This window comes from Haloferax mucosum ATCC BAA-1512, assembly GCF_000337815.1.
Taxonomy (GTDB): domain Archaea; phylum Halobacteriota; class Halobacteria; order Halobacteriales; family Haloferacaceae; genus Haloferax; species Haloferax mucosum.
On record NZ_AOLN01000018.1, the window covers coordinates 751,766 to 774,844 of the forward strand.

The following is a 23,079-nucleotide window of genomic DNA, read 5'->3' on the forward strand; positions in this document are numbered from 1 at the left end:
ACTACGAACAAATCGTTCGAACGTCGTTTGCACGCGAAAACTCAGAGGGATGTCCCGAGGCGATGGACGGCGGCTTCGTGCCGCAGTTAGTTGCTCGCCGGGGCGGCGCGCCGCGCTGGCTCGTCGCGCAGGAGTGTCTCGCCGGTTCGCGGGTGGAAGACATGGAGGTCGGATTCGTCGAAGGTGATGCTGATGGTCTCGTCGATTTCAGGCTCGATATCCGACGCGACGCGAGCGATGAAGTCGGGACCGATGTCGAGATGCAGGTAGTTGTCGGAGCCGATGGGTTCGACAACGCCGACGGTCGAGTCGATGAGGTTCGACCCTTCGGTCGCCGTGAACACGTCTTCGGGGCGGATGCCGATTCGAAGTTCGTCCTCGTGTGTGGCGTCGCGGAGAGCCGCAGAGAACGATTTCGACAGCCGGTACGAAAACGAGCCATCGTCGGCAACGAGCACCACGCGGTCGCCGTCGCGTTCGACCACTACGTCGAGGAAGTTCATGCTCGGCGAGCCGACGAATCCGCCGACGAACTCGTTTGCGGGGTTCTCGTACACGTCTTTGGGTCGGCCGACCTGCTGGAGTTTACCGTCTTTGAGGATGACGATACGGTCGCCCATCGTCATCGCCTCTTCTTGGTCGTGGGTGACGTACAGTGAGGTGATGCCGAACTCGTTTTGGAGGCGCTGAATCTCGGTTCGCATCGTCGTCCGAAGCTTCGCGTCGAGGTTCGAAAGCGGCTCGTCGAACAGGAACACGTCGGGTTCGCGGACGATGGCACGGCCGAGCGCGACGCGCTGTTTTTGGCCGCCGGAGAGTTCGTCGGGCTTGTCGTCGAGGAGGTCTTCGATACCCATCATCTGCGCCGTCTCGCGGACGCGCTCGCGGCGTTCTTCTTTCGAGAGGTCGGTGCTCATCCGCAGGCCGAACGCCATGTTCTCCATGACGGTTTTGTGCGGATACAGTGCGTAGTTCTGGAACACCATCGCCACGTCGCGCTTGCGGGCGTGCTGGTCCGTCACGTCCTCGTCGCCGATGCGGATGTGCCCGCTCGTGGGAGATTCCAGTCCCGCGACCATGCGGAGCGTCGTCGATTTCCCGCACCCCGACGGGCCGACAACGGTGATGAACTCGCCGTCTTCGACCCCGACTGAGAGGTCGTCAACGGCGACAATTCGGCCGTTGTCGAACTCCTTTCTGAGTGAATCGAGCGTAATAGTCGCCATTGTATCCATGGCTCGGTGTGGCACAGTATAGTTCTTCCCCTATTGCTCGAATGTGTGAAGCACAATTTCGTAGTAGTTTTATACTGCGTCGAACGACTCTAACGGCGCGTTTGAGGGCAAAAACGGGGCGATAGCGTCGCACCACGGTTTCGAGGCGGTGCGGGATGCGAATTCCGTGAGCAGTCGCGTTGTTCTCCCGGCGCGGACCCGAGAGAGAAAGCATCAATCAACCGTGAATGATTCTGTGTTATTCGAATGATTTAATATGTGAACAACTTATTCCTCACCTATTCACACCATGGCAATGAATCGCAGAACCTTGCTGAAGAACCTCGGTGCGGCTGGCACGGTTGCCGCGCTCGCGGGTTGTGTTGGCGTTCAAGAGAGTTCCAGCGACGGGTCGGAGAGCGATTCCGACGGGTCCGGCGAGACAGCTACCGACAGCGGGACCGACGAAACGGATGCTTCCGAACCAGCCGGGTCGGCGTCGGTTTGGTACCAACTGGCCGAACCGGAGATTCCCGGGCGGAAGTCGGCCATCGAGCAGTTCAACGAGGCGTCAAAGCACACGGTTTCGGGGTCTGACATCTCCGACATGCGCAAGAAAACAACGAGCGCGATTCCCGCCGGACAGGGACCACAGTCCTTCGAGTGGGCCCACGACTGGGTCGGCGATTACACCCAACGCGAGTTCGTCGTGGACCAACGCGACGAAATCGACATCGACCTCGACGTGTTCACGAGCGACGCCCGCGAGGCGATTCAGTTCGAGGGCAACCTCGTCGGACTGCCGCACGACGCGGAGACGGTCGCACTCGTCTACAACAAGGACATCGTCGATGAACCGCCGGAGACCGTCGCCGACATGGTCGCCGTGATGGAGGAGTTCCACGACCCCGGAAACAACAAGTACGGACTCGGGATGCCCTTCGCTGACGGCTACTTCCTCAGCGCGTGGGCCCGCGCCTTCGACGGCTACCTCTTCGACAAGGACGCGGACCCGCGAATCGGCGTCGCTCTTCCCGAGACGGTCAAAGGCGTCCAGTTCGCCGTCGATAATTTCGTGCCGTACATGCCGAACGACCCGGCGTACGAACCGCAGGCGGCCGCCTTCGCCGAGGGTAACGCCGCGTTCGCAATCAACGGCCCGTGGTATCTCTCGACGCTCAACGAGAAGGGAATCGACTACGGCGTGGCCAAACTGCCCGCCCCCGAGGGCGGCAAACCACGACCGTACACGGGAATCACGATGTGGTACTTCTCGAAGGCGATGGCGAATGGCGGTGCCGACGCCGACGCCGGTCGGTCGTTCATCGAGTGGTACACCACGAACGAGGACATCGCGCTGAAGGCGGCCGAAGAACAGGGAAGTATCCCGGTTCTCAAGAGCCTCGTCGATAGCGGCGACCTACCGGACACCGTCGAAGGGTTCTCCGAGGCGGTCAAACAAGGGTCGCCGATGCCGACCCACCCGGACATGCGAAAGGTGTGGGACCCGGTCAAAGCCGCGCTCACGAAGGCGTTCAACGGTAAGGACGTCGAACAGGCGATGCAGAGCGCCGACGAAGAAATCCGTAGTAACCTCGACTAACGGAGCCAACAATGAGCACCGCATCACGTGTCGCCCGCCGCGTCGAGGACATCCCATTTCTCGACAAGCGAGACGCTTCGCTCCTCTTCGTCCTGCCGGGGCTGTTCGTCTTTTCAGCGTTCATGCTGTTTCCGGTCGTCTACCTCATCGGCATCTCGTTTACCGATGCGGCACCGGCGAACCTCTTCGCCGGAGAGGGCGCGCTCTCCGTTTTGACGTTCGGCGAGGCGACGTTCATCGGAATCAAAAACTACGTAGACGTGTTGTTCGGCGGGACGTTCCGAATCGTCCTGTTCGGCCAGTCCATCGCAACGCTCCCCATCAACGGCCAGTTTTGGAACTCCTTCGGCGTCACGTGGCTGTTCGTGGCGACGAGCGTCGCACTGAAAATCGCGTTTAGCCTCGGTCTCGCGCTCGTCGTGACCGCAGAGCGCGTCCGCGGGAAGCGCATCATGCGCTCGCTTATCATCCTCCCGATGGGGTTGCCGTCGATTTTTACCATCACTGTCTGGCGCGGCATCTTCAGCTCCGCGGAGTTCGGACTGGCGAATCAACTCTTGACGATGTTCGGACTCGAAACCGTGTCGTGGCTCAGCGAGCGATGGCTGGCGTTCGCCGCCTACAACGTCACCGAGATGTGGCTCGCGTACCCGTTCATGGTCATCATCACGGTGAGCGCACTGCAGGACGTCCCGGACGAGCTACACGAGGCGGCCATGGTTGACGGCGCGAGCTACGTCTCGCGGTTCTTCCACGTCACGTTGCCGTCTATCAAGCGGCCCGTGTTCTTCGCGTCGATTCTGACGGCGGCGGCGTCGTTCCAGCAGTTCCTCATCCCCTTCGTGTTCAACGAAGGCGGCCCGGCGCGACAAAACGAACTCATCGTCGTCTACGGCTACCGCGAAGCCCTCTCGTTTTCCGAGTACGGACGCGGGGCGGCGATTAGCATCATCGCGCTGTTGTTCATCGGCGCGTTCATGTGGCTGAACGTCAAGCGCGGCCGACTCGCAGACGGGGTGAACGACGCGTGAGCCTCCTCGATACGATTGGGCGGAAACTGAAAGGCGATGCAGAGACGGTAGCGAAAGCGCCGGTCGAAGCGGCACGTGACGTTCGGTACACAGTTGCGGCGATTCAGCGCGGCGAACTCTCGCCGGTCGAACCGCTGAAGACCGTCGGTTCGACGCTCGGTGCGTTAGTGCTCGTCAGCCTCCTGTTGTTCCCGATTTACTGGATTCTCATCGCGGCGCTGTCGGGAACCGGCGGCTCGATATACTCTTCGAGCGGGCTGAAGCTCTTCCCGGAAGCGCCGTCGCTCGTGCCGTTTCTCTGGGTCGTCGGCGACCTCATCGTGCAGGGATACGACATCGTCGTCGATATTCCGATAACGAACGTCGCGGTCGTGTTCAGCACGCCACAACTGACACTGCTCGACGTGAGCGCGATTCAACCGGGAACGATTGGTCGAGTCGCGTTCGGCTCGTTCGAGTTGTTCCCCGGATTCGCGGTCGAACCGGTCGAGAACCCGTCAGCCTTCAAATCGTTCTTCTGGAACAGTCTGACGGTAGCGATTCCGACGGTCATCATCGCTATGTCGCTCGTCGTGCCGGCCGCCTACGCGCTGTCGCGCCGGGAGTTCATCTTCCGCCGGAAGATTCTGTTCGTCTACGTCCTGTTGACGCAGGTCGGTGGGGGACTCGGAATCGCGCTCCTCATCGGGCTGTACACGGTGTACGTCCAACTCGGTATCAACGACAACAAACTCGCGCTCGCGGTGTACTACGCGGCGACTGCGGTGCCGTTCAACACGTGGCTCTTGAAGACCTACATGGACGGCATCCCGGTCTCCTACGAGGAGGCCGCGGTCGTTGACGGCGCGCCCCCGTGGCGGGTCGTCGTCGAAGTCATTCTGCCGCTTTCGACGGCGGGGCTTGCCACGGTGTTCATCTTCACGTTCCTCACCGGATGGACGGAGTTCGTCGTCGCACAGACGCTTCTCGGGACGGACAACTACACGCTCCCGGTCGGGTTGTACTCGCTCATCAGCGAGTACTCGATTCCGTGGGCGCGCTTTTCGGCGTTCGCACTCACGTTCGCCTCTCCGATCATGCTCGTGTACCTCTTCGCACAGCGGTACATCGAAGGCGGACTGTCGTTCGGCGGCGTCGAAGGCTGACACGAGGCTCGCCACACCATTTTTTCTCCGAATCCGCCGCCTTACGACCGCGGCACCGACCGTGTCGTCTCGACGACCGACCCAGCTTCGTCCACGACGACCCGAAGCGTCTCGTCACCCTGCCGAATCGGCACCGAGACGGCGAGTGGGTCCTCCGAGACGACCGCTCCGTCGCTGTCGTCGATACAGAAGTCGAACTCCCAGAACGGTCGGTCGTCGGGTCCGGTCCCGTGGTCGGAGAGAAACGACACGACTGCGGGGTCGGCCAAGAGCCGAAGTCCAATCGTCGTCGCAATCGACGCGTCGCAGTCGCGGCAGTCGCTCACGGCGGGATAGTCGAGGTGGTGGTGCGACTCGGTTTCGACTCGCGTCGTCATCCGGCCGCGGCAGTACGGACAGACGCCTCGATACGCGAGCGTGAACTCCCGCCAGAGACAGGTGCCGTAGGCCTCGAACAGTTCGTCCGCGTCTCGGGTCGTCCGCCCGCGCGGCGGGAAGTAACCGTAGTGGACGAGCGCGTCGCAGTCCGGACACGCGATTTCGACGTTTTCGTCCGCGTACCGCGCGTGGAGTTGCGCCTCACAGTCCGGACAGGACGCATCGACCGCTTTCTCTTCCGGCCGCGGCGACGCACCGAATCGCTCGTCAGTGACGATATCGACGGCTTTCGACCCCGCCGCACGGAGTTCGTAGCCGTCCTCGCGCTTGCTGACGAACCGCCCGACCAACCGGTCGAGGTGGTAGTTAAACCGACCGCTGTCCCCGAAGCCCGCCGCCGACTGGAGTTCGGCGAACGACTGTCGGCCGCCGTTCCGAAGCGCGACGAGGATGGCAATTCGGTCGGCGTCTGCGAGTGCACCGATTGCGTCGGCCGCCTGCTCGGTATCGACGTTGAGCGTCTCCTCGCCGGTCATTATCCTTCACGCGTGCGCGCTCGTGAAAACATCTTCCGCTCGGCGGTCGTCGCGCCCCAGACTGAAGAAATCTTCACATGAACGCCGTCGAGAGAAGAGTCGTCGCGGGCGAGTCGCATTCATCGCCGCGTTGACTGTCGATTCAGGGGGACTCACGGTCGCCGGATTCCGAGTCATCGGCCCGGCAGTTCCCAGACAGAAGAAACCTTCAGAACAGCTTTATTGAGCAGTGTCGCCCCCAAATAGGTAATGCACCATCCCGGCCCGCCGCGGTTTGCCACCGTCGGCGAACCCGTCGAACTCGCACCACGAACTCCCGACCCAGACGCGGCGTTCCGGTGGCGACTCATCGACTCACCGGACGAATCGACCGCGGCGCTCCCTAACGACCCCGTCGTGCACCTCGACGCGGACGTTCCGGGCGTCTACGTCGCCGAACTCGACGCGCCCGACGGCACCCATCGCGTGACCGTCCGGGTCTTTCCCGACCCCCGTCAACCCGCGCGGTTCACCGTCGCGGCGGACGAAGTCGATGCCGACCTCGACGACGTCGAATCTGCGTCCGTCATCGGGGCGTTCAACGACTTCACGATGGGGACGAACCGAGTGGAACGCGACGGCGACGAGTGGAGTGCGGACGCGCTCCTCCCGCCGGGCGACCACGAGGCAATATTCGCCTTCGACGACGAGTTCGACCCGTACGCCACCGCCGACGTGACGGTCGAGGGGCCGGGTCGTCCACGGATTCGACTCCACGGCCGCGATGACGGCGAGCAGGTGCGTATCGAAGCGACCGCCCGCCCGACACCGGACGGGACCGACCCGACAGTCGAATTCTACTTCGACGACCGCGACGCCCTCGCCGCCGAGGACGCTGAAATCGACGGACACACGATGTATCTCGACAGAGCGGCCCTCCCGGAACTGTCGCGGATTCACGCCGTCGCGGTGAGCGACGACCCACACCCGGAACGCGAAGGCGAGACCGTCGAGCGCGCGAGTATCGCCGACATCATCGAAATCCACGCCGACGAGGAGGTCGCGTTTTCGCATCCGGGCGACGCTCCCGACTGGCTCGAAGACGCGACGATGTACCAGATATTCGTCCGCGAGTTCGCCGGCGAAACCGTGGACACGACGTTCCGCGAAATCGAACGCCGCGTGCCCTACATCGAATCGCTCGGCATCGACGTCGTGTGGTTCACGCCAATCTGCGAGAGTCCGACCCCTCACGGCTACCATATCACCGACTTCTTCGACACCGCGACCGACCTCGGCACGCGCGAAGAGTTCGAATCGCTCGTCGAGAGCCTACGCGAAGCCGGAATCAGCGTCATCTTCGACCTCGTTATCAACCACACCTCACGGGACCACCCCGCGTTCCAACTCCACCGTTCGGGCGTCGCCGAGTACGAAGACTACTACGAGCGCGTCCCGGCCACTCAGGACGCGACGGCTATCGACTGGGCCGGTGACGACGCGCCGGGAATCTACTTCAACTGGGCGAAGATTCCGAATCTCAACTACGACTCGCTCGCGGTGCGGTCGTGGATGCTCGACGTAATCGACGAGTGGGCCGGCGTCGTCGATGGCTTTCGGTGCGACGTGGCGTGGGGCGTTCCGCACGGCTTCTGGAAAGAGGTGCGCGAGCGCGTGAAGTCGGAAACCGACGACTTCCTGCTTTTGGACGAGACGGTCCCCCGCGACGTTCGCTTCCGGGAAAACGAGTTCGACTACCACTACGATACCGACCTGTACGACACCCTCCGCGATATCGGCACTGGCGACGCGCCGGCGGCCGCGCTCTTCGACGCGCTCGTCGAGGCCGACCGCCACGGCTTCCCCGACGAAGCCGTCCACATGCGCTACGTCGAAAACCACGACGAGACGCGCTACGCGACCGAGTGCGACGACGGAACGCTCCGCCCCGCCGCCGCGGCCACGTTCACACTTCCCGGCGTCCCCATGATTTACTACGGGCAGGAACGCGGGGTCGAAGACCAACGCGGAACGATGCGCTGGCACGACGGCGACGACGACCTAACCGACTTCCACCGGCGGCTGGTCGCCCTGCGAGACGACCACCCCGCGCTTCGCTCGAACGACGTGTCGAAGGTGAGCGTCGAAGTCGAATCTGGTGACGCCGATGCGACCGCTGACGCCGAGTCCGTCATCGCCTATCGTCGTGTGGACGACACCGAGTCGCTTCTTGTCGTGTTGAATTTCGACTCGTCGCCCGCGAGAGTGTCTCTCGGCGTGGATTGTGAGACCGAAGACCTCCTCAGCGGCGTCGATGCGGCGACCGGGGCTGGTGCTGAGACGGCGGAAGACGCCTGCGTCGAGGTCACAGACGTGGTCGTGTTACGGGAACGATAGCGGGTGAGAATACACGGCACGGGTGCTCTGAATCCGAAGTTCTTAACCCTCCCCTGTTGGTAGGTCAGCCAACTCGCTGGCATGCGGGCACGCCAGAGGGCACCCGTCACGAACGGGACGAAATGTGGTCATCGAGGGAGTGTCCCTCCACCGACTGAATCGCAAGCGCCCGCGGTGATATACAATGGCACGAAGCTTCTATTCCCACATCAAGGAAGCGTGGAAGACCCCGAAGGAAGGCAAACTGGCCGAACTCCAGTGGCAGCGAAAACAGGAGTGGCGCAACCAAGGCGCTATCGAGCGCATCGAGCGCCCGACGCGCCTCGACAAGGCTCGTGAACTCGGCTACAAGGCCAAGCAGGGTATCGTCATGGTGCGCGTGTCCGTCCGCAAGGGTGGCGCGCGCAAACAGCGACACAAGGCTGGCCGCCGCACGAAGCGCCAGGGTGTCAACCGCATCGGCCGCCGCAAGTCCATCCCGCGCATCGCGGAGGAACGCGCCTCGCGCAAGTACCCGAACATGCGTGTGCTGAACTCCTACGGCGTCGGTCAGGACGGTTCGCAGAAGTGGCAGGAAGTCATTCTCGTTGACCCCAACCACCCGGCCATCCAGAGCGACGACGACCTCAACTGGATTTGCGACGACACTCACAACGGCCGCACCTTCCGCGGTCTCACCAACGCGGGCAAGAAGAACCGCGGTCTCCAGAACCGTGGCAAGGGTACGGAACACATCCGTCCCTCCATCCGCGCCAGTCGCGGCCGCGGCAAGTAACGCCCCGTACACCGCGCAATCTTCTCTTTTTATCGACTGCCGAGCGACTGCTCGGGTCGTAACTGAAGAATATCGTCGGGAACTCTAACGGGGGCAATCCGCGAAGCATACGAGTCCCATCGGTGAATCTACGTGGTACGCTCGGGAAACGAGACGAGTATTATCACAGAATAGTTTGTGGCCGAAGCGGTTAGAACGGCGACGTCGGCCCGAGGTCCGCTTCGTCTCCCGCGTCCTGTTCGACCGGGCCGTTCCAGCCATCGAATCCGCCGCGAAGACTGCTCACGTCGGCGGCGACGTTCTCACCGAAGATGGAGGCGACCCGCTTCGAACTCTTGCCGACGTAACACGAGATGACGACTTCGTCGGGCCACTCGCGGTCGAAGACATCGGGGGTGAGCGTCGCCGCCGGGATGTTCTCCGACCCGGGGATGTGCCCGGACGCGTACGACGAGGGGTCTCTGATGTCCACGACAGCGATATCGTCTGTGTCGTCGTCGTCCAGTTTCTCGCGTAGTTCGTCGGGCGTCGTCTCGGCGACCATATCCGACGTGACGAGCGCGGCGGGAAAGGCGCGTCGCTTCCGGCGATGCGTCCACCCTCCGACCCGGCGGTCGCGCGGTGCCGCGGTGCCGCGGGTTTATTCGGGGGCATCGCCAACCCCGGGATATGACCCTCTCACTCGACGCCACGCAACTCGACCGCTACGCTCGCCACATCATCATGGACGAGGTCGGTCCGGAGGGCCAAGAACGACTGCTCACCGCGCGGGCCGTCGTCGTCGGTGCGGGCGGGTTGGGCGCGCCCGCCATCCAGTACCTCGCGGCGGTCGGTGTCGGCGAACTCGTCGTCATCGACGACGACGTGGTCGAGCGGAGCAACCTCCAGCGGCAGGTCGTCCACCGCGACGCCGACGTTGGCGTCCCGAAAGCAGAAAGCGCCGCCGAGTTCGTGCACGAACTCAACCCGGACGTGTCGGTCGAAGCCGTCGAGACACGAGTTGACAAGTCGAACGTCCACGACCTCGTTTCCGGCGCGGACGTGGTCGTCGATGCCTCGGATAACTTCCCGACGCGCTACCTGCTCAACGACGTCTGTCGGTTCGAAGGAATCCCGCTGGTCCACGGCGCGATATACAAATTCGAGGGGCAGGCGACGACGCTTCTCCCCGACGGACCGTGTTACCGGTGTCTGTTCCCCGAAGCACCCGAACCCGGAACCGTTCCCGACTGCGCGACGACCGGCGTTCTCGGCGTCCTCCCCGGAACGGTTGGGTGTATCCAAGCGACCGAAGCCGTGAAAGTGCTTCTCGATGCCGGCGAGACGTTAGACGGCCGACTGCTGTTTTACGACGCGATGGACATGTCGTTCGAGACGGTTCCGTATCGGCAAAATCCCGACTGCCCGGTCTGCGGCGAGGACGGCGTCGAGACGATCGAGACCGTCGAGTACGTCGAGAGTTGCGCGATTTCGCTCGATTGACGCCCTATCGGCGGACGACCGCGCACACCTGACGTGTCTCCACCAGATACAACCCAACGTATTCAACTACGATTGACAACTCATCGACTACCGTGCGACGACGAAACGCGCTCCAGGCAATCGGTGCGGCGGTCGCTGGAACCGTAGCCGGTTGTACGCAATTAGATGCTTCACAAGACCGCTTTGGATCACCAACGGGCGCTTCACCGACGGCCGACGCTGATTCGAAGTCGGTGACGCCAACCGATTTCGAAGTCGGCGCGACCGTCATTCAGACGTTCACTGCGGACCATCCTGCTCGTCTCCGGGTCAGATTCAAAAACACGAGCGAGACGAAGCTATCGCTATCCGGCGGCCCGGTTCTCCCATTTTCGACGATTCGTGGCGAACAGCAGGATGGGGGTGCACGACTAATTCTCATTCCCGATGAACGGGACTGGATAACGCCGATGGACGGAGACGGCACCGTTCTCGATGTCCCGCTGATTCCGAACTCTCGAACGGATGGCTGTTGGACAGTTGCATACGAAGGAACACTCCGTAAGCAGACTTCACTCCGTACGCAGGTTTCACCGGGGGAATCTATCGGTCACGAGTATACGCTCTTGAACTGGACGGCTGACTCGTGTCTCCCTTCTGGAACGTACTCTTTCACTGATGAGCAACTGGTGGCACGGGGTGGACAGTCACGAGAAACACGGCAGTTCGGCGTCTCGTTCGACCTTTCAGCACACCTCGATTCGAACGGGACGGTGTCAGTTGACGCGTCGGTCCCGACAATCAGAAAACACACACAGACGAGTCCTCAGAGCCCGCGTTCGCAGAGCAGTCAGTGAGTGGGGACAGACCCCGGTCGTTGGCTACCGGCCGAACTGGAACCCGCCCGTCTCGTCGGTCGAACCGGAATCAGCGTCGGTCGCCGAGTGAGACGCGCCGTGGTCGCGGTCGGACACGCCGCCGTCGGTCGCCGCTTGCACGACATCGAGGTCTTCGACTTCTTCCAGCGCCGCGGCGTCGCCACCGACGAGTTCGTCGACGCGGTTGGCGAGCGCGTCAAGTGCGACCGTCTGGTCGGCCGTGGCGTCCGTGATATCGTTCGTCGCCGCATCGGCGGCGTCCGCGTGGTCCTGTGCGAGTTGAATCGTCGTCGTGACCTCCTCGATGTTCGTCGCCTGCGAGTCGGTCGCGCGAGCGACTTCGGTGACGCCGTTTGCGGCCGAGTCCGCCGCGTCGGCGATTTCGGAAAGCGCCGCCAGCACGTCTTCGATTTCTCCGGACGCGACCTGAATCTGCTCGTGCGATTGCTCTGACGCCATCACCGTCTCGTCGGCCTGTTCTTGGATTTCGCTGATGCTACTGGCGATCTCCTCGGTGTGCTCGTGGGTCTGGTTGGCGAGTTGTTTGACCTCGTTTGCGACGACGGAGAAGCCTTCGCCGGCCTCGCCGGCGCGGGCCGCTTCGATGTTCGCGTTGAGCGCGAGTAGGTTCGTCCGGTCTGCGACCTCCGCGATGACTTCGACGACCTCCTCGATTGCGCCCATGCGCTGTTGAAGTTCGGTCACGCTGTCGAGCAGTTCGTCGGAAATCTCGATGACTTGGTCGGTGGCGGTCCGGATGCTTTGTCCGGCTTCCTGCCCGTTTTCGGCGGCCGTCCGGGCTTGGTTCGCCGCCGACGCGACTTGGTCTGAAGTGGCCGCAATCTCTTCCATGCTCGCAGAGAGGTCCTGCATCTCTTGGGAACCTTTTGCGAGCAGTTCTGCTTGTTCTGTGACCTCTGCTTCGATGTCCGACGCGGCGGTTGCCGCGCGCTGAATGGCCGTTCCAAGGTCGGCAGTGGTGTCATCGACACCGTTAGCGAGGCGTTCGAAGCGCGTCGCCATCTGGTTGATGTCGGAGATGACAGCAAGCGTGTCGTCGCCGAGGACGTCCCGTTGGTCGGAGAAGTTCGCGCGTGCGGAGAGGTCTCCGGCCGTGAGACTCCCGATGGTCGCCGAGACCTCATCGACGAGTTCCTCGGACGCGCGTTGCTTTTTCACCACGTCGGTCCGGTCGTGGATTGCCTCGACGACGCCGACGAGTTCGTCGCCTTCGAACAGCGGTTGGGCCGTAAACGCGATGTGTCGTTCAGCGCCGTGTTGGTCGGTTATCGTGCCGGTGTCGCGGTAGAGCGACCGAGCGGCATCGACGACTTCGAGACTGGAGGCGTCTGCCGCCCCGGTCGGATTTTCGAGCACCTTGTCGGCGAGCGTCCGCTCTCTGCGGCCGTTCGAGTAGAACAACTCGCTTACGTGGTCCGACCCGAGGGCGTCCGCGGCCGCGACGCCCGTCAACTTCGAAAGCGGTTCGTTCCACGAGATGACGCGATGGTCCGTGTCGAGGACGAACACGGGCATCCCAACGCCGTCGAGCACGTCGGCGACGTGAAGTTGGTCCGCCGCCGACGCGTTCGTCTGTTGTCGGTCCGATGTCTGTCCCCCGCCGTCCGTCCGCACCCGAGCCTCGACCCCCGGGACCAACGCCGCAAGCCGCGAAAGCAGGTCCATACGTCCGAAACTCAACTATCGGACGCATAACGCTACTGTTCTAGTTTTCAGGATTGATATTCGAATATGTGGATTGTCTCGTTGAAGCGTCTCGATAGCTGTGAGACGACACCACGAAAACGAAAAACGAGAACAAAAACGGCGGAGAGGGCCGAAGTGGGGGAGACTGCGTTCGGTACGACTGGCGGAGTCGTGTGGTTACTGGCTATCTGTCGGCGCGTCGTCGCCGCCGTCGGTGACGGGCGACTGCGGCGAGAGCGTGTCTTCGTCGTCGTGTTGGTCGTCGAAGTCGACGTCGTCCGTCAGTTCGTCGGCGGCGTCGTGGTTGACCGTGAACTCGGAGACGAGCGACATCAGGCGTTCGGACTGCGAGGCGAGGCTGTCCGCACCGCTGGAGACCTCGCCGAGAGAGGCGGTCTGCTCTTCGGCGGCCGCGGCCACCGACTCGGCTCGCTCTGCGGTCTCGTCGCTGATGTCGGAGACTCGGTCCATCATGGACGCGACTTCCTCGGTCGAAGCGGCCTGCTCGTCGGTCGTCCGACTGATTTCGTCCACACCGTTCGTCGTCTCGCGGACGTTCTCGACGATGGTGTCGAGCGAGTCGCGGGCGGTCTCGACCGCATTGACGCCGGATTCGACGGCGGTCCGAGTCTCGCGCATCTCGGTGACCGACTCGGCGGACTTCGCCTGTACTTCCTCGATCGTCTTTTCGATCTCTTCGGCGGAGGACTTCGTCTCGCCCGCGAGGTCTTTCACCTCGTTTGCGACGACGGAGAAGCCTTCGCCGGCCTCGCCAGCGCGGGCCGCTTCGATGTTCGCGTTGAGCGCGAGGATGTTGGTCTGCTCGGCGATGTCGGTGATGAGTTCGACGATGTCGCCGATTTCAGCCATGTCGCCTTCGAGGTCCTCGATTCTGTCGGCCGTGCGGCGGGTCTGCGTCTCGACCTGTCTGATGGTGTCGATAGCGTTTTTCGCCGCGTCGTGGCCGTCTTCACTTGCGTTGAGGGTGTGTTGTGCGGTCTGTTCGAGTTCGGTTGCGGACGAGGCGACTTCTTCGATGGTCGCAGAGAGGTTGCTCGTCTCGCTCGTCGTCTGCTGGAGGTTTTCGCGCTGTTCGTGTGCACCTTCGGCCATGACCTGCGTGGATTCGCTGACCTGCCGGCTGGCGCGTTCGATTTCCTGTGCACTCGCGGTGACCTCCTCGCTTGCGGCCGCGACGGTTTCTGCGAACTCGACGACTTCGGCGATGGTCCCCTCGAGTTCGTCCGCCATGTCGTTGAACGACCGCGCCATGTCGTTCATGGACTCGTTGTCGGCGTCCTCGGACATCCGTCTCGTGAGGTCGCCAGCGGCGGCGTCGGACATGGTTTCGCTGAACTCGGTGGCCTTCGCTTCGAGTTCGGTGATGAGTGCTTCGAGTTCCGTGTGGGTCTGCCCCATCGACTCACCGAACGACCCGGGGATATCCTCTTCGAGGACGGGGTCGTCGAACTCCTTTTCGGCGAGCGCTTCGGCCTGCCCGGCGACGGTCGTCAGGTAGTCCTGCATCGACTCGAAGGAGTCGTACAGACGGCCCATCTCGTCGATACGGGAGGTGTTCGGAAGGTCTCCATCGACCTCGCCGTTGGCGATGTCGTCCGCGTTGCGTGCGACGACGGCGAGCGACTGTGCGGTGCCGCGTCCAATCGTCACGCCGACGAGGAACAAGGCCCCGACGGCGAACGCGATGAGCAGGATCACGTTTTGCGTCACCTGCGACTGGAGCGCGAAGGCGCGCTCTGCGGGGACGTGGTACGTGAGCACCCAATCGGTGCCGGTGATGGGCGCGTACGCCATCGCGTACTGGCCGTCTTCCATGCCGGTGCGGGCGGAGACGACTTGGTAGCCAGTCTGTCCGGTCAGCGCCTTGTCGATCGCTTCGATAGACGATCCGTCAGCGGCCGTGTACTGCTTGAGCAGGGACGACTTTCGGTTATCGAAGAGAATCGTTCCCGACTCGGAGATGACCTTCGTATCGCCGGTTGCGAAAGACGACTCGAACTGGTGCGAGCGCGCCTGAAGCGACGCGGTGAGGACGATGAGTTCGTCACTACCGGGAACGGGTGCGACGAACGCGACGACCGGTTCGCCGCTCGGGTCGTACGGTTCGGACGTCGTCACCGACTTCGCCGACGCGAACGACGACGCCGTCTCCGACCACGGCGTCTCGACCGAACTGAGCGACTGCCCGTTCATGTTGTCGGTCGTACTGGCGACGACGGTGCCGCTGTCGACATCGACGTAGTGAAGCGACCGAACGTCGCCGGGTAGCCCGATGAGCTTCTGTTCGAGCCATCGTTGATGCTCACTGGCGTTCGTTTCGTCCGGCTTCTCGCTAATCGACTCCGCGAGGAACGAGGAGGTCGATTCTCTCGAGACGACCCAATCGGCGACGGAGCGCGCTTCTGTCTCTGCGGCACCGCGAATCTGCGATTTGGTCTGCGAATCGACGACGTCCTTGGTGTCGAAGTGGATGTATGCACCCGCGCCGCTCATGATAACCACGATGAGCAGGAGAACGAGACCGAACTTCGCCGCGTACCGGCGGCGAATCACGTTCGGCAAGAGTCGCTCCATGGCGGACGTCAGCTGTGAGAACGGATTTTTCATTGGCTCCCTCCGGATTCGAAGAACTGCCGTTGGAGCAGTTCGACCTGGGTAACCTCGCCGTTGTTGACGTATTCGACGAGGTACGAACTCAGGGGTTCGAGCGATTCGGTCAGGTCAACGCCGCTCGATGCACCTTGGTAGTTCAGTTCGCGGCCCGCATCGACGAGCGACCGGACGCGGTCGAACTCGCCGACAGAGACTGTGTGTCCGGTTCCGCCGGAGATTGTCTGTAAGGCGTCTGAGATGGCCGGCGCGCTCACTTCGCCGGCGTACTCGGCGGCCGCCGCCATGAGGAACATGGCGTCGTAGGAGTTTGCGACGTAGGGTGCGAGCGGCGCGATTTCCGAGAGCCGCTGGTTGAGGTGGAAGAAGCCGTCCGTCCGAACCGACGAGAGCGAGGCGCTGTAGAAGCCCTCGTAGTACGCCGGGAGGTCGCCGCTGAACATCCCCGCCGAAAACACCCACGGAGCCTCGTAGCCGCTGGTCCCGTAAGCGTCGAGGATGCCTTTTTCTTGCCCGGGAACGCTGACGAAGCCGACCGCGTCCGGGTCCTCGGCGAAGACCGAATCGAGCGTACTGCTGAAATCGCCCGCCGCGGGGTCGTAGCTGACCTGCGTGACGACCTCGGCGTCGAGACTCTGTTGCAACACGGTGCCGAGGTCCGATCCGAACGCACCTTTCACGGTGAGAATCGAGACCGAATCGGCGTCCGCGTACTGCGGTGCGTCCAGAATCTTCGCCATCGCCCTGGCCTGGAGCCGGTCGCTCGGGACGGTCCGGCCGAAATATTTTCGCCCGCCGGTGCGTCCCACATCGGAGAGTTTCGGGTTCGTACTCGCGGGACTCATCTCCATGATGGAGTCATCCGCCGCTTTGGGTCCGAGCGCCAGCGACACGTCACTGACGAGGCCGCCAACGAACCCGACCACACCGGCGTCAACCAGCGTCTGGTAGCCTTCGGTGGCGGCTTCGACGGAGCCTTCCGTATCCACGGCCGTCAGCTCGACGGGTCGGCCGAGAATGCCACCCGCCTGATTGATGTCCGCGACGGCCTGCTCGACGGCGCGTTTTCCGTCCGATCCAACCTCCTCCAGCGACCCACTGAGTGGCAACATCGCTCCGAACTGCACGGGTTCGCCGGAACCGCCTCCGAACGTCCCGACGCACCCGGAGAGCGAACCGAGCATCGCCGCCCCACCAGCGCTGAGGAACGTTCGTCTATCGTACCTGGGAGTCACATCTCGTGGGTGAATCCACCTGTATATAATCTTGGGCCGCCGATTATCACGACCAATATTCTAAACCTAAGCCAGCAATGTAGTGTTGATTATGAATAAACGGTGACAAACAATGTGAGTGTGTGACGTCCCATCCAGCGACGGCGGTCGCCGCGGGGCGGGACCGAGCGTCCTCGCCACCGAGTTCGTCGCGGACCGGGCATCGTAGTATTTTATCCGCCGGCCCACCCACGTGCGGACATGACTACTCAGGGAATCGTCGGACAGTTCCTCTCGCTGAAAGAGGAGACCGACGCCGACCTGCTCGCCATGCAGTGCGGTGACTTCTACGAGTTTTTCGCCGACGACGCCGAGACCGTCGGGCGCGAACTCGACCTCAAGGTGTCGCAGAAGTCCTCGCACGGGTCGTCGTACCCGATGGCGGGCGTGCCGCTAAACGATCTGACGCCGTATCTCAAGGCGCTCGTCGAACGCGGCTATCGGGTCGCCGTCGCCGACCAGTACGAGACAGAGTCCGGAGACCTCCGCCGACAGATTACGCGCGTCGTGACGCCCGGGACGCTCCTCGAAACCTCGCGCGACGACGCGCAGTTTCTCGCGGCCGTCGTCACCGGCGACGACGGACTCGGTCTCGCGTTCGCCGACATCACCACCGGTCAGTTTCTCGTCACCGAAGCCGAAAGCGTCGCCGACGCCGCGGCCGAACTCTACCGGTTCGCGCCGGTCGAGGTCCTCCCCGGACCCGACCTCCGCACCGACGACGAGGCGCTCTCACGTCTGCGCGAGACCACGGACGCGTCGTTCTCGCTTTTCTCGACTGAATCGTTCGCGCCGGGACGTGCCCGCCACGCCGTCCGCGACCAGTTCGGCGACGCAACCGTCGAGAGCGTCGGTCTCGACTCGGAACTGGCGACCCGCGCGGCGGGCGGCATTCTCGCCTACGTCGAGGAGACGGGTGCCGGCGTCCTGCGGTCGATGACGCGGCTACAGGTCTACCACGCAAGCGACCTGCTCGAACTCGACGCGACCACCCAGCGAAACCTCGAACTCACGGAGACGATGCACGGCGACCGCTCGGGGTCGCTTTTCGACACGATAGACCACACCGTCACCTCGCCCGGCGGCCGCCTGCTCCGCGAGTGGCTCACCCGGCCGCGACGCGACCGAGACGAACTCTCGCGCCGACTCGATGCCGTGCAGTCGCTCGCGTCCGCCGCCCTCGCCCGCGAGCGCGTCCGCGAAGTTCTCGACGGAGCCTACGACCTCGAACGACTGGCCTCGCGCGCCGCCTCCGGAAGCGCGGGTGCGAACGACCTGCTTTCGGTCCGCGACACCCTCGATGTGCTCCCGGCGCTCGCCGACGCCATCGACGGAACCGAACTCGCCGATTCACCGCTCGCCGAAGTCGTTTCGCGGCCGGACAGAGACGCCGCGGCGTCCCTCCAAACCGAACTCGCCGACGCGCTCGCCGAGGACCCGCCGAAGACGGTCACGCAAGGCGGGTTGTTCCAGCGAGGCTACGACGACGAACTCGACGGCCTCATCGAGCGCCACGAATCCGCGAAGTCGTGGCTCGACACGCTCGCCGACCGAGAAAAGCGCCAGCACGGCCTCTCGCACGTCACCGTTGACCGAAACAAGACCGACGGCTACTACATCCAAGTCGGCAAGTCGGTCGCAGACCAAGTGCCGGACTACTACCGGCAAATAAAGACGCTCAAGAACTCGAAGCGCTTTGTCACAGAGGAATTAGAGGAAAAAGAACGCGAGGTGCTTCGCCTCGAAGAGACCCGCGGCGACTTGGAGTACGACCTGTTTCAGGACCTCCGCGAACGCGTCGCCGACCGCGCCGAACTCCTCCAGAACGTCGGGCGCACGCTCGCCGAAGTGGACGCGTTGGCGTCGCTCGCAACCCACGCGGCCGGGAACGGCTGGACCCGACCGGAACTCACCGACGCCGGGTCGCTCCGCATCGAGGCCGGACGCCACCCGGTCGTGGAGACGACGACCGAGTTCGTCCCGAACGACCTGCACATGGACCGCGAGCGCGGCTTTCTCATCGTCACCGGGCCGAATATGTCCGGGAAATCGACCTACATGCGACAGGCGGCGCTCATCACACTGCTCGCGCAAGTCGGCAGTTTCGTTCCCGCGCGGTCGGCGACCATCGGCGTCGTCGATGGTATCTACACGCGCGTCGGCGCGCTGGACGAACTCGCGCAGGGTCGCTCGACGTTCATGGTCGAGATGCAGGAACTATCGAACATCCTCCACTCGGCGACCGAAGAGTCGCTCGTCATCCTCGACGAAGTCGGCCGCGGAACCGCCACCTACGACGGCATCTCTATCGCGTGGGCCGCGACCGAGTACCTGCACAACGAAGTGCGGGCGAAGACGCTATTTGCGACGCACTATCACGAACTGACGACGCTCGCCGACCACCTCGACCGCGTGGCGAACGTCCACGTTGCCGCGGACGAACGAGACGGCGACGTGACGTTCCTCCGAACCGTCGTTGACGGTCCGACAGACCGGAGTTACGGGATTCACGTCGCCGATTTGGCGGGCGTTCCGCGCCCCGTCGTAGACCGCGCTGGCGACGTGCTCGACCGACTCCGCGACGAAAAGGCAATCGAGGCGAAAGGCTCGGGGTCGTCGGAACCCGTCCAAGCCGTCTTCGACGTGGGAAGCGGGCAGATGAAAGTCGAGAGTGGAAGCGACAGCAGAAACAGCGACACGCGCGCAGGCGGCAGTCCCGAAGCTGGTGCGCCCCAGAACGGGTCGGTCGAGTCCGCGTCCGAAGTCGTGGGCGAAAGCGCCGACCGCGCCATCGACGCCGAGACCGAAGCCGTCCTTGACGAACTACAATCGACCGACGTGAACGCGACGTCACCCATCGACCTGATGGCGAAAGTACAGGCGTGGCAGTCGAAGTTGGAGGGCGAAGAATGAGCGAGATTCGACAACTCGACGAGCAGACCATCCAGCGAATCGCGGCCGGGGAGGTCGTAGAACGTCCCGCCTCGGTCGTAAAGGAACTGTTCGAAAACAGCCTCGACGCGGATGCGACGCGGGTTTCCGTCGCCGTCGATGCCGGCGGAGTCGAGGGCGTCCGCATCCGCGACGACGGCGTCGGCATGGGCGAAGACGACCTCGAACTCGCCGTCCGTGAGCACACGACGAGTAAAATCGCCGATATCGAGGACCTCGAAGCCGGCATCGGTACGCTCGGCTTCCGCGGCGAAGCGCTCCACACCATCGGAGCCGTCTCGCGGCTGACCATCCGGTCGAAGCCTCGCGGCGGCGACGTCGGTACCGAACTCCGATACGAGGGCGGCGAGGTCGAGGAGATTCGGCCCGCCGGGTGCCCCGAAGGAACGGTCGTCGAGGTCGAAGACCTCTTTTTCAACACCCCCGCGCGACGGAAGTTCCTCAAGACGACCGCCACCGAGTTCGACCACGTGAACACCGTGGTCACGCACTACGCGCTGGCGAACCCGGGCGTTGCGGTCTCGCTGGAACACGACGACCGTGAGGTGTTCGCAACCGAAGGCCGGGGGGACTTGCAATCGACGGTGCTCTCGGTGTACGGCCGCGAAGTCGCCGAATCGATGGTCCCGGTCGAACACGACGCACCCGGCATCTCCGTGACGGGTCTCGTGAGCCATCCGGAGACGACTCGGAGCACCCGCGACTACCTCTCGACGTTCGTCAACGACCGCTACGTCACGGACCGCGTGCTTCGAGAGGCCGTTCTCGACGCCTACGGCGGACAACTCGACGCAGACCGATACCCCTTTGCAGTGCTCTTCGTCGAAGTCGCGCCGGACGCCGTGGACGTGAACGTCCACCCGCGCAAGATGGAGGTCCGGTGGGACGAAGAATCGCAGGTCAAACGCGAGGTGACCGAGGCGGTCGAAGACGCGTTACTGACGCACGGACTCGTCCGGTCGTCGGCCCCACGCGGCCGCTCGAAGGCCGACGAGGCGGCTATCGAACCCGGCGAGCGAAACGAGACGCCCGAGTCGGACGGAGCGAGTGACCAGAACGGGACGAGTGAATCAGTTGCCGCCGCGGGCGCGGACCCACACGAGGGTCACAGGCCGGGCGATGGCGACGCCGAAAGCGACACCGACGACCGGCCGATGGTGAGGGACGTACAGGCACAATCGGATACCACCGATGCACCTGACCCGAGCGCGGGCGCGTCGCCGCCGCCGACGCCGCCCCGAGAGTACGACCTCGCGCCCGGCCCGGAGACGACGACGCAGTCGTCGCTGGACACCGACGCCGCGGAATCACCGGATTCGAGCGCCGACTCGACGCCCGAATCCGAGGCGTCGGCACCGAGCACTGAGCCACCTTCGCAGACCGACAAATCGTCTCCAGCCACCGCCGAAGGAACGCCATCGACCGGCGGGTCGCCCCAATCGGCCAGCCCGGAATCGTCGCCGCCGGATGCAACTCCATCGCGTCGAATCAGTGCGCCGACGACCCAGCGCGACCTCTCGGGCGACGAGGCGAATCTCACACCCGAATTCGAGTCGCTCCCATCGATGCGCATCCTCGGCCAACTGCTCGACACGTACATCGTCGCCGAGACCACAGCGGGGTTAGTCCTCGTAGACCAACACGCCGCCGACGAGCGGGTGAACTACGAGCGACTGCGAAACGACGTCGAAGGCGACACGCCGACGCAGGCGCTCGCGGACCCAGTCGAACTGGAACTCACCGCCCGCGAGGCGGCGCTGTTCGAGGAGTACCGCGAGGCACTGGCACAGGTCGGCTTTCACGCCGGACGAACCGGCGACAGAACCGTCTCGGTTCGAACCGTTCCGGCCGTGTTCGACGCGGCACTCGACCCCGAACTGCTCCGCGACGCGCTGACGGCGTTCGTCCGCGAAGAGGCCGACGGCGGCCAGCAGACGGTCGATGCCGTCGCAGACGAACTGCTCGCCGACCTCGCGTGTTACCCGTCGATTACGGGGAACACGTCGCTCCGCGAGGGGTCCGTCCTCGACCTCTTGTCGGCGCTCGACGACTGCGAAAACCCCTACGCGTGCCCGCACGGTCGGCCGGTTATCATCGAATTCGCCCGCGACGAAATCGAAGCGCGGTTCGAGCGCGACTACCCCGGTCACGGCGGGCGACGTACCGAAGACTAACCGTCGCCGTCGCGGCCACAGCAGATTGAAGTCACGGTACCGTGTGGGTCGAAGCGATGAACGCGCTCGTCTTTCTCGGAATCCTCTTCGGGCCGCTCGTCTTCGTCGTGTCGTACCTCTTTACCGCCGCGACGGGGCCGAGTGTCCCGCCGTGGGCCGACGCGGTGGGCGCCGCGGTTCGACTGTACGGCACCGCGGTCGCGGTCATCGTCGGTCCCGCCGCGCTCCACCTCGACCGAATCGCGCTTGCGAGACGGTCGAACTGGATTCCGTCACCGCTGTACTACCTTATCGCCGTCCCGTTTCTGAGCATCCCGATTTCGTTCATCTACCTCGTTCGACGGCTCACGTCGGCGTGAGACGGGGAAACAAGACGGGTGACGGATTCGGGCGAATACGAACACGTGTGCGGCAGACGGCGACTGCACCCGATGCTGGTGAGTGACCGGCCCACCCCACGCAGTGACCCGCACGTATTAATGTAGCTGAATGGATATTTTGAGCGATGCGAACTGACACCGTGCGCTCGCCACTGGTGGCGGGTCCTCTCGTTGCGTTTGCGGCCGCGTTGGTCGCCGCACTCGTCATCGAGTTCCGGGAGCGCTGGATGGTGGACGCCCTCCTAATTACGGCCGGCGTCGCGGTCGGCTCGGCTACCATCATCGTCGGGAACGTGGTCGGCTCCGGCCACGACGGCGGCTACCGACTGACCAACGCGATACTGGCGGTCTCGTACGTCGGATTCATCGTCATCTCCGCGTACAACGCGTTCGTGCTCGAAATCATGACCGGCTGGGTCCGCGGCCTGACGATGGTCGTCGTCGGCATGACCGGTCCCGCAATAGTGATAGCCGCCAGTCGGGCGCTCGGAAACGAGCCCCTGCTCGCAACTGACTGAGTCTGACGCTCTTCGTCGGCCACGCGGTCGCCGCAAAGCGCCGGCA

17 protein-coding genes are annotated in these 23,079 nt (G+C 63.6%); 11 read left to right on the plus strand and 6 right to left on the minus strand.

Translation table 11 applies throughout. The annotated features are described in order from the left end of the window. Positions 1-86: 86 nt before the first annotated feature. Positions 87-1,226, minus strand: a complete 1,140-nt coding sequence (locus tag C440_RS16500; RefSeq protein WP_049915935.1) for an ABC transporter ATP-binding protein — start codon at positions 1,224-1,226, stop codon at positions 87-89. Positions 1,227-1,524: 298 nt separating this feature from the next. Here C440_RS16500 and C440_RS16505 point away from each other — a divergent pair, with 298 nt between their 5' ends. The 3 genes from C440_RS16505 to C440_RS16515 are packed head-to-tail and all read left to right on the plus strand — an operon-like array spanning position 1,525 to position 4,993. Beyond that, positions 1,525-2,817 carry a substrate-binding domain-containing protein gene (locus C440_RS16505; RefSeq protein WP_008321816.1) on the plus strand — a complete coding sequence of 431 codons (1,293 nt, stop codon included), beginning with the start codon at positions 1,525-1,527 and terminating at the stop codon, positions 2,815-2,817. 11 nt (positions 2,818-2,828) lie between these two features. Continuing rightward, positions 2,829-3,848, plus strand: a complete 1,020-nt coding sequence (locus C440_RS16510; RefSeq protein WP_008321817.1) for a carbohydrate ABC transporter permease — start codon at positions 2,829-2,831, stop codon at positions 3,846-3,848. Next, positions 3,845-4,993, plus strand: coding sequence for a sugar ABC transporter permease (locus tag C440_RS16515; RefSeq protein ID WP_008321818.1), 1,149 nt, complete (start codon positions 3,845-3,847; stop codon positions 4,991-4,993). The genes C440_RS16510 and C440_RS16515 overlap by 4 nt, the downstream gene beginning before the upstream one ends. Before the next feature lie 41 nt (positions 4,994-5,034). Here the strand turns inward: C440_RS16515 and C440_RS16520 are convergent, their stop codons facing one another. Beyond that, positions 5,035-5,907 carry a DUF7351 domain-containing protein gene (locus C440_RS16520; RefSeq protein ID WP_008321819.1) on the minus strand — a complete coding sequence of 291 codons (873 nt, stop codon included), beginning with the start codon at positions 5,905-5,907 and terminating at the stop codon, positions 5,035-5,037. Positions 5,908-6,156: 249 nt separating this feature from the next. Between C440_RS16520 and C440_RS16525 the strand changes: the two genes are divergently transcribed. Then, positions 6,157-8,283 (plus strand): alpha-amylase family glycosyl hydrolase, encoded by a 2,127-nt coding sequence (locus tag C440_RS16525; protein ID WP_008321820.1) that lies wholly within the window; start codon positions 6,157-6,159, stop codon positions 8,281-8,283. A 184-nt stretch (positions 8,284-8,467) separates the two neighbouring features. After that, positions 8,468-9,058 (plus strand): 50S ribosomal protein L15e, encoded by a 591-nt coding sequence (locus C440_RS16530; RefSeq protein WP_008321821.1) that lies wholly within the window; start codon positions 8,468-8,470, stop codon positions 9,056-9,058. Positions 9,059-9,248: 190 nt separating this feature from the next. Here C440_RS16530 and C440_RS16535 read toward each other — a convergent pair whose 3' ends face one another. Continuing rightward, entirely contained in the window at positions 9,249-9,602 is a 354-nt protein-coding gene (locus C440_RS16535; RefSeq protein WP_008321822.1) for a rhodanese-like domain-containing protein, read from the minus strand. 125 nt (positions 9,603-9,727) lie between these two features. Between C440_RS16535 and ubaA the strand changes: the two genes are divergently transcribed. Both ubaA and C440_RS16545 read left to right on the plus strand, forming a co-directional pair. Beyond that, entirely contained in the window at positions 9,728-10,540 is an 813-nt protein-coding gene (gene ubaA, locus C440_RS16540) for an SAMP-activating enzyme E1 (RefSeq protein ID WP_008321823.1), read from the plus strand. 92 nt (positions 10,541-10,632) lie between these two features. Further along, a complete protein-coding gene (locus tag C440_RS16545) occupies positions 10,633-11,376 on the plus strand; it encodes a hypothetical protein (RefSeq protein ID WP_049915937.1) in 744 nt (247 codons plus the stop codon). A gap of 24 nt (positions 11,377-11,400) precedes the next feature. Here C440_RS16545 and C440_RS16550 read toward each other — a convergent pair whose 3' ends face one another. The 3 genes from C440_RS16550 to C440_RS16560 form a co-directional block, all read right to left on the minus strand. Continuing rightward, entirely contained in the window at positions 11,401-13,083 is a 1,683-nt protein-coding gene (locus C440_RS16550) for a methyl-accepting chemotaxis protein (RefSeq protein WP_008321825.1), read from the minus strand. Positions 13,084-13,281: 198 nt separating this feature from the next. After that, a complete protein-coding gene (locus tag C440_RS16555; RefSeq protein ID WP_008321826.1) occupies positions 13,282-15,732 on the minus strand; it encodes a methyl-accepting chemotaxis protein in 2,451 nt (816 codons plus the stop codon). After that, positions 15,729-16,919, minus strand: a complete 1,191-nt coding sequence (locus tag C440_RS16560) for an ABC transporter substrate-binding protein (RefSeq protein ID WP_008321827.1) — start codon at positions 16,917-16,919, stop codon at positions 15,729-15,731. The genes C440_RS16555 and C440_RS16560 overlap by 4 nt, the downstream gene beginning before the upstream one ends. Before the next feature lie 291 nt (positions 16,920-17,210). Here C440_RS16560 and mutS point away from each other — a divergent pair, with 291 nt between their 5' ends. From mutS to C440_RS16580, 4 genes are all read left to right on the plus strand, one after another. Beyond that, on the plus strand, positions 17,211-19,922 hold the full coding sequence (gene mutS, locus C440_RS16565; protein ID WP_008321828.1) for a DNA mismatch repair protein MutS: 2,712 nt from the start codon (positions 17,211-17,213) through the stop codon (positions 19,920-19,922). After that, a complete protein-coding gene (gene mutL / locus C440_RS16570; protein ID WP_008321829.1) occupies positions 19,919-22,135 on the plus strand; it encodes a DNA mismatch repair endonuclease MutL in 2,217 nt (738 codons plus the stop codon). The genes mutS and mutL overlap by 4 nt, the downstream gene beginning before the upstream one ends. 56 nt (positions 22,136-22,191) lie before the next feature. Beyond that, positions 22,192-22,494 carry a hypothetical protein gene (locus C440_RS16575; protein ID WP_008321830.1) on the plus strand — a complete coding sequence of 101 codons (303 nt, stop codon included), beginning with the start codon at positions 22,192-22,194 and terminating at the stop codon, positions 22,492-22,494. A 146-nt stretch (positions 22,495-22,640) separates the two neighbouring features. Next, positions 22,641-23,033, plus strand: a complete 393-nt coding sequence (locus tag C440_RS16580) for a hypothetical protein (RefSeq protein WP_008321831.1) — start codon at positions 22,641-22,643, stop codon at positions 23,031-23,033. Positions 23,034-23,079 lie beyond the last annotated feature (46 nt).

Coding starts and splice junctions, on each gene's coding strand:
- C440_RS16510 (WP_008321817.1), top strand. CDS start 2,829: ATGAGCACCGCATCACGTGTCGCCCGCCGCGTCGAGGACATCCCATTT.
- C440_RS16505 (WP_008321816.1), top strand. CDS start 1,525: ATGGCAATGAATCGCAGAACCTTGCTGAAGAACCTCGGTGCGGCTGGC.
- C440_RS16525 (WP_008321820.1), top strand. CDS start 6,157: ATGCACCATCCCGGCCCGCCGCGGTTTGCCACCGTCGGCGAACCCGTC.
- mutL (WP_008321829.1), top strand. CDS start 19,919: ATGAGCGAGATTCGACAACTCGACGAGCAGACCATCCAGCGAATCGCG.
- C440_RS16500 (WP_049915935.1), bottom strand. CDS start 1,226: ATGGCGACTATTACGCTCGATTCACTCAGAAAGGAGTTCGACAACGGC.
- C440_RS16530 (WP_008321821.1), top strand. CDS start 8,468: ATGGCACGAAGCTTCTATTCCCACATCAAGGAAGCGTGGAAGACCCCG.
- C440_RS16550 (WP_008321825.1), bottom strand. CDS start 13,083: ATGGACCTGCTTTCGCGGCTTGCGGCGTTGGTCCCGGGGGTCGAGGCT.
- mutS (WP_008321828.1), top strand. CDS start 17,211: ATGACTACTCAGGGAATCGTCGGACAGTTCCTCTCGCTGAAAGAGGAG.
- C440_RS16555 (WP_008321826.1), bottom strand. CDS start 15,732: ATGAAAAATCCGTTCTCACAGCTGACGTCCGCCATGGAGCGACTCTTG.
- C440_RS16580 (WP_008321831.1), top strand. CDS start 22,641: ATGCGAACTGACACCGTGCGCTCGCCACTGGTGGCGGGTCCTCTCGTT.
- ubaA (WP_008321823.1), top strand. CDS start 9,728: ATGACCCTCTCACTCGACGCCACGCAACTCGACCGCTACGCTCGCCAC.
- C440_RS16560 (WP_008321827.1), bottom strand. CDS start 16,919: ATGCTCGGTTCGCTCTCCGGGTGCGTCGGGACGTTCGGAGGCGGTTCC.
- C440_RS16575 (WP_008321830.1), top strand. CDS start 22,192: ATGAACGCGCTCGTCTTTCTCGGAATCCTCTTCGGGCCGCTCGTCTTC.
- C440_RS16520 (WP_008321819.1), bottom strand. CDS start 5,907: ATGACCGGCGAGGAGACGCTCAACGTCGATACCGAGCAGGCGGCCGAC.
- C440_RS16535 (WP_008321822.1), bottom strand. CDS start 9,602: ATGGTCGCCGAGACGACGCCCGACGAACTACGCGAGAAACTGGACGAC.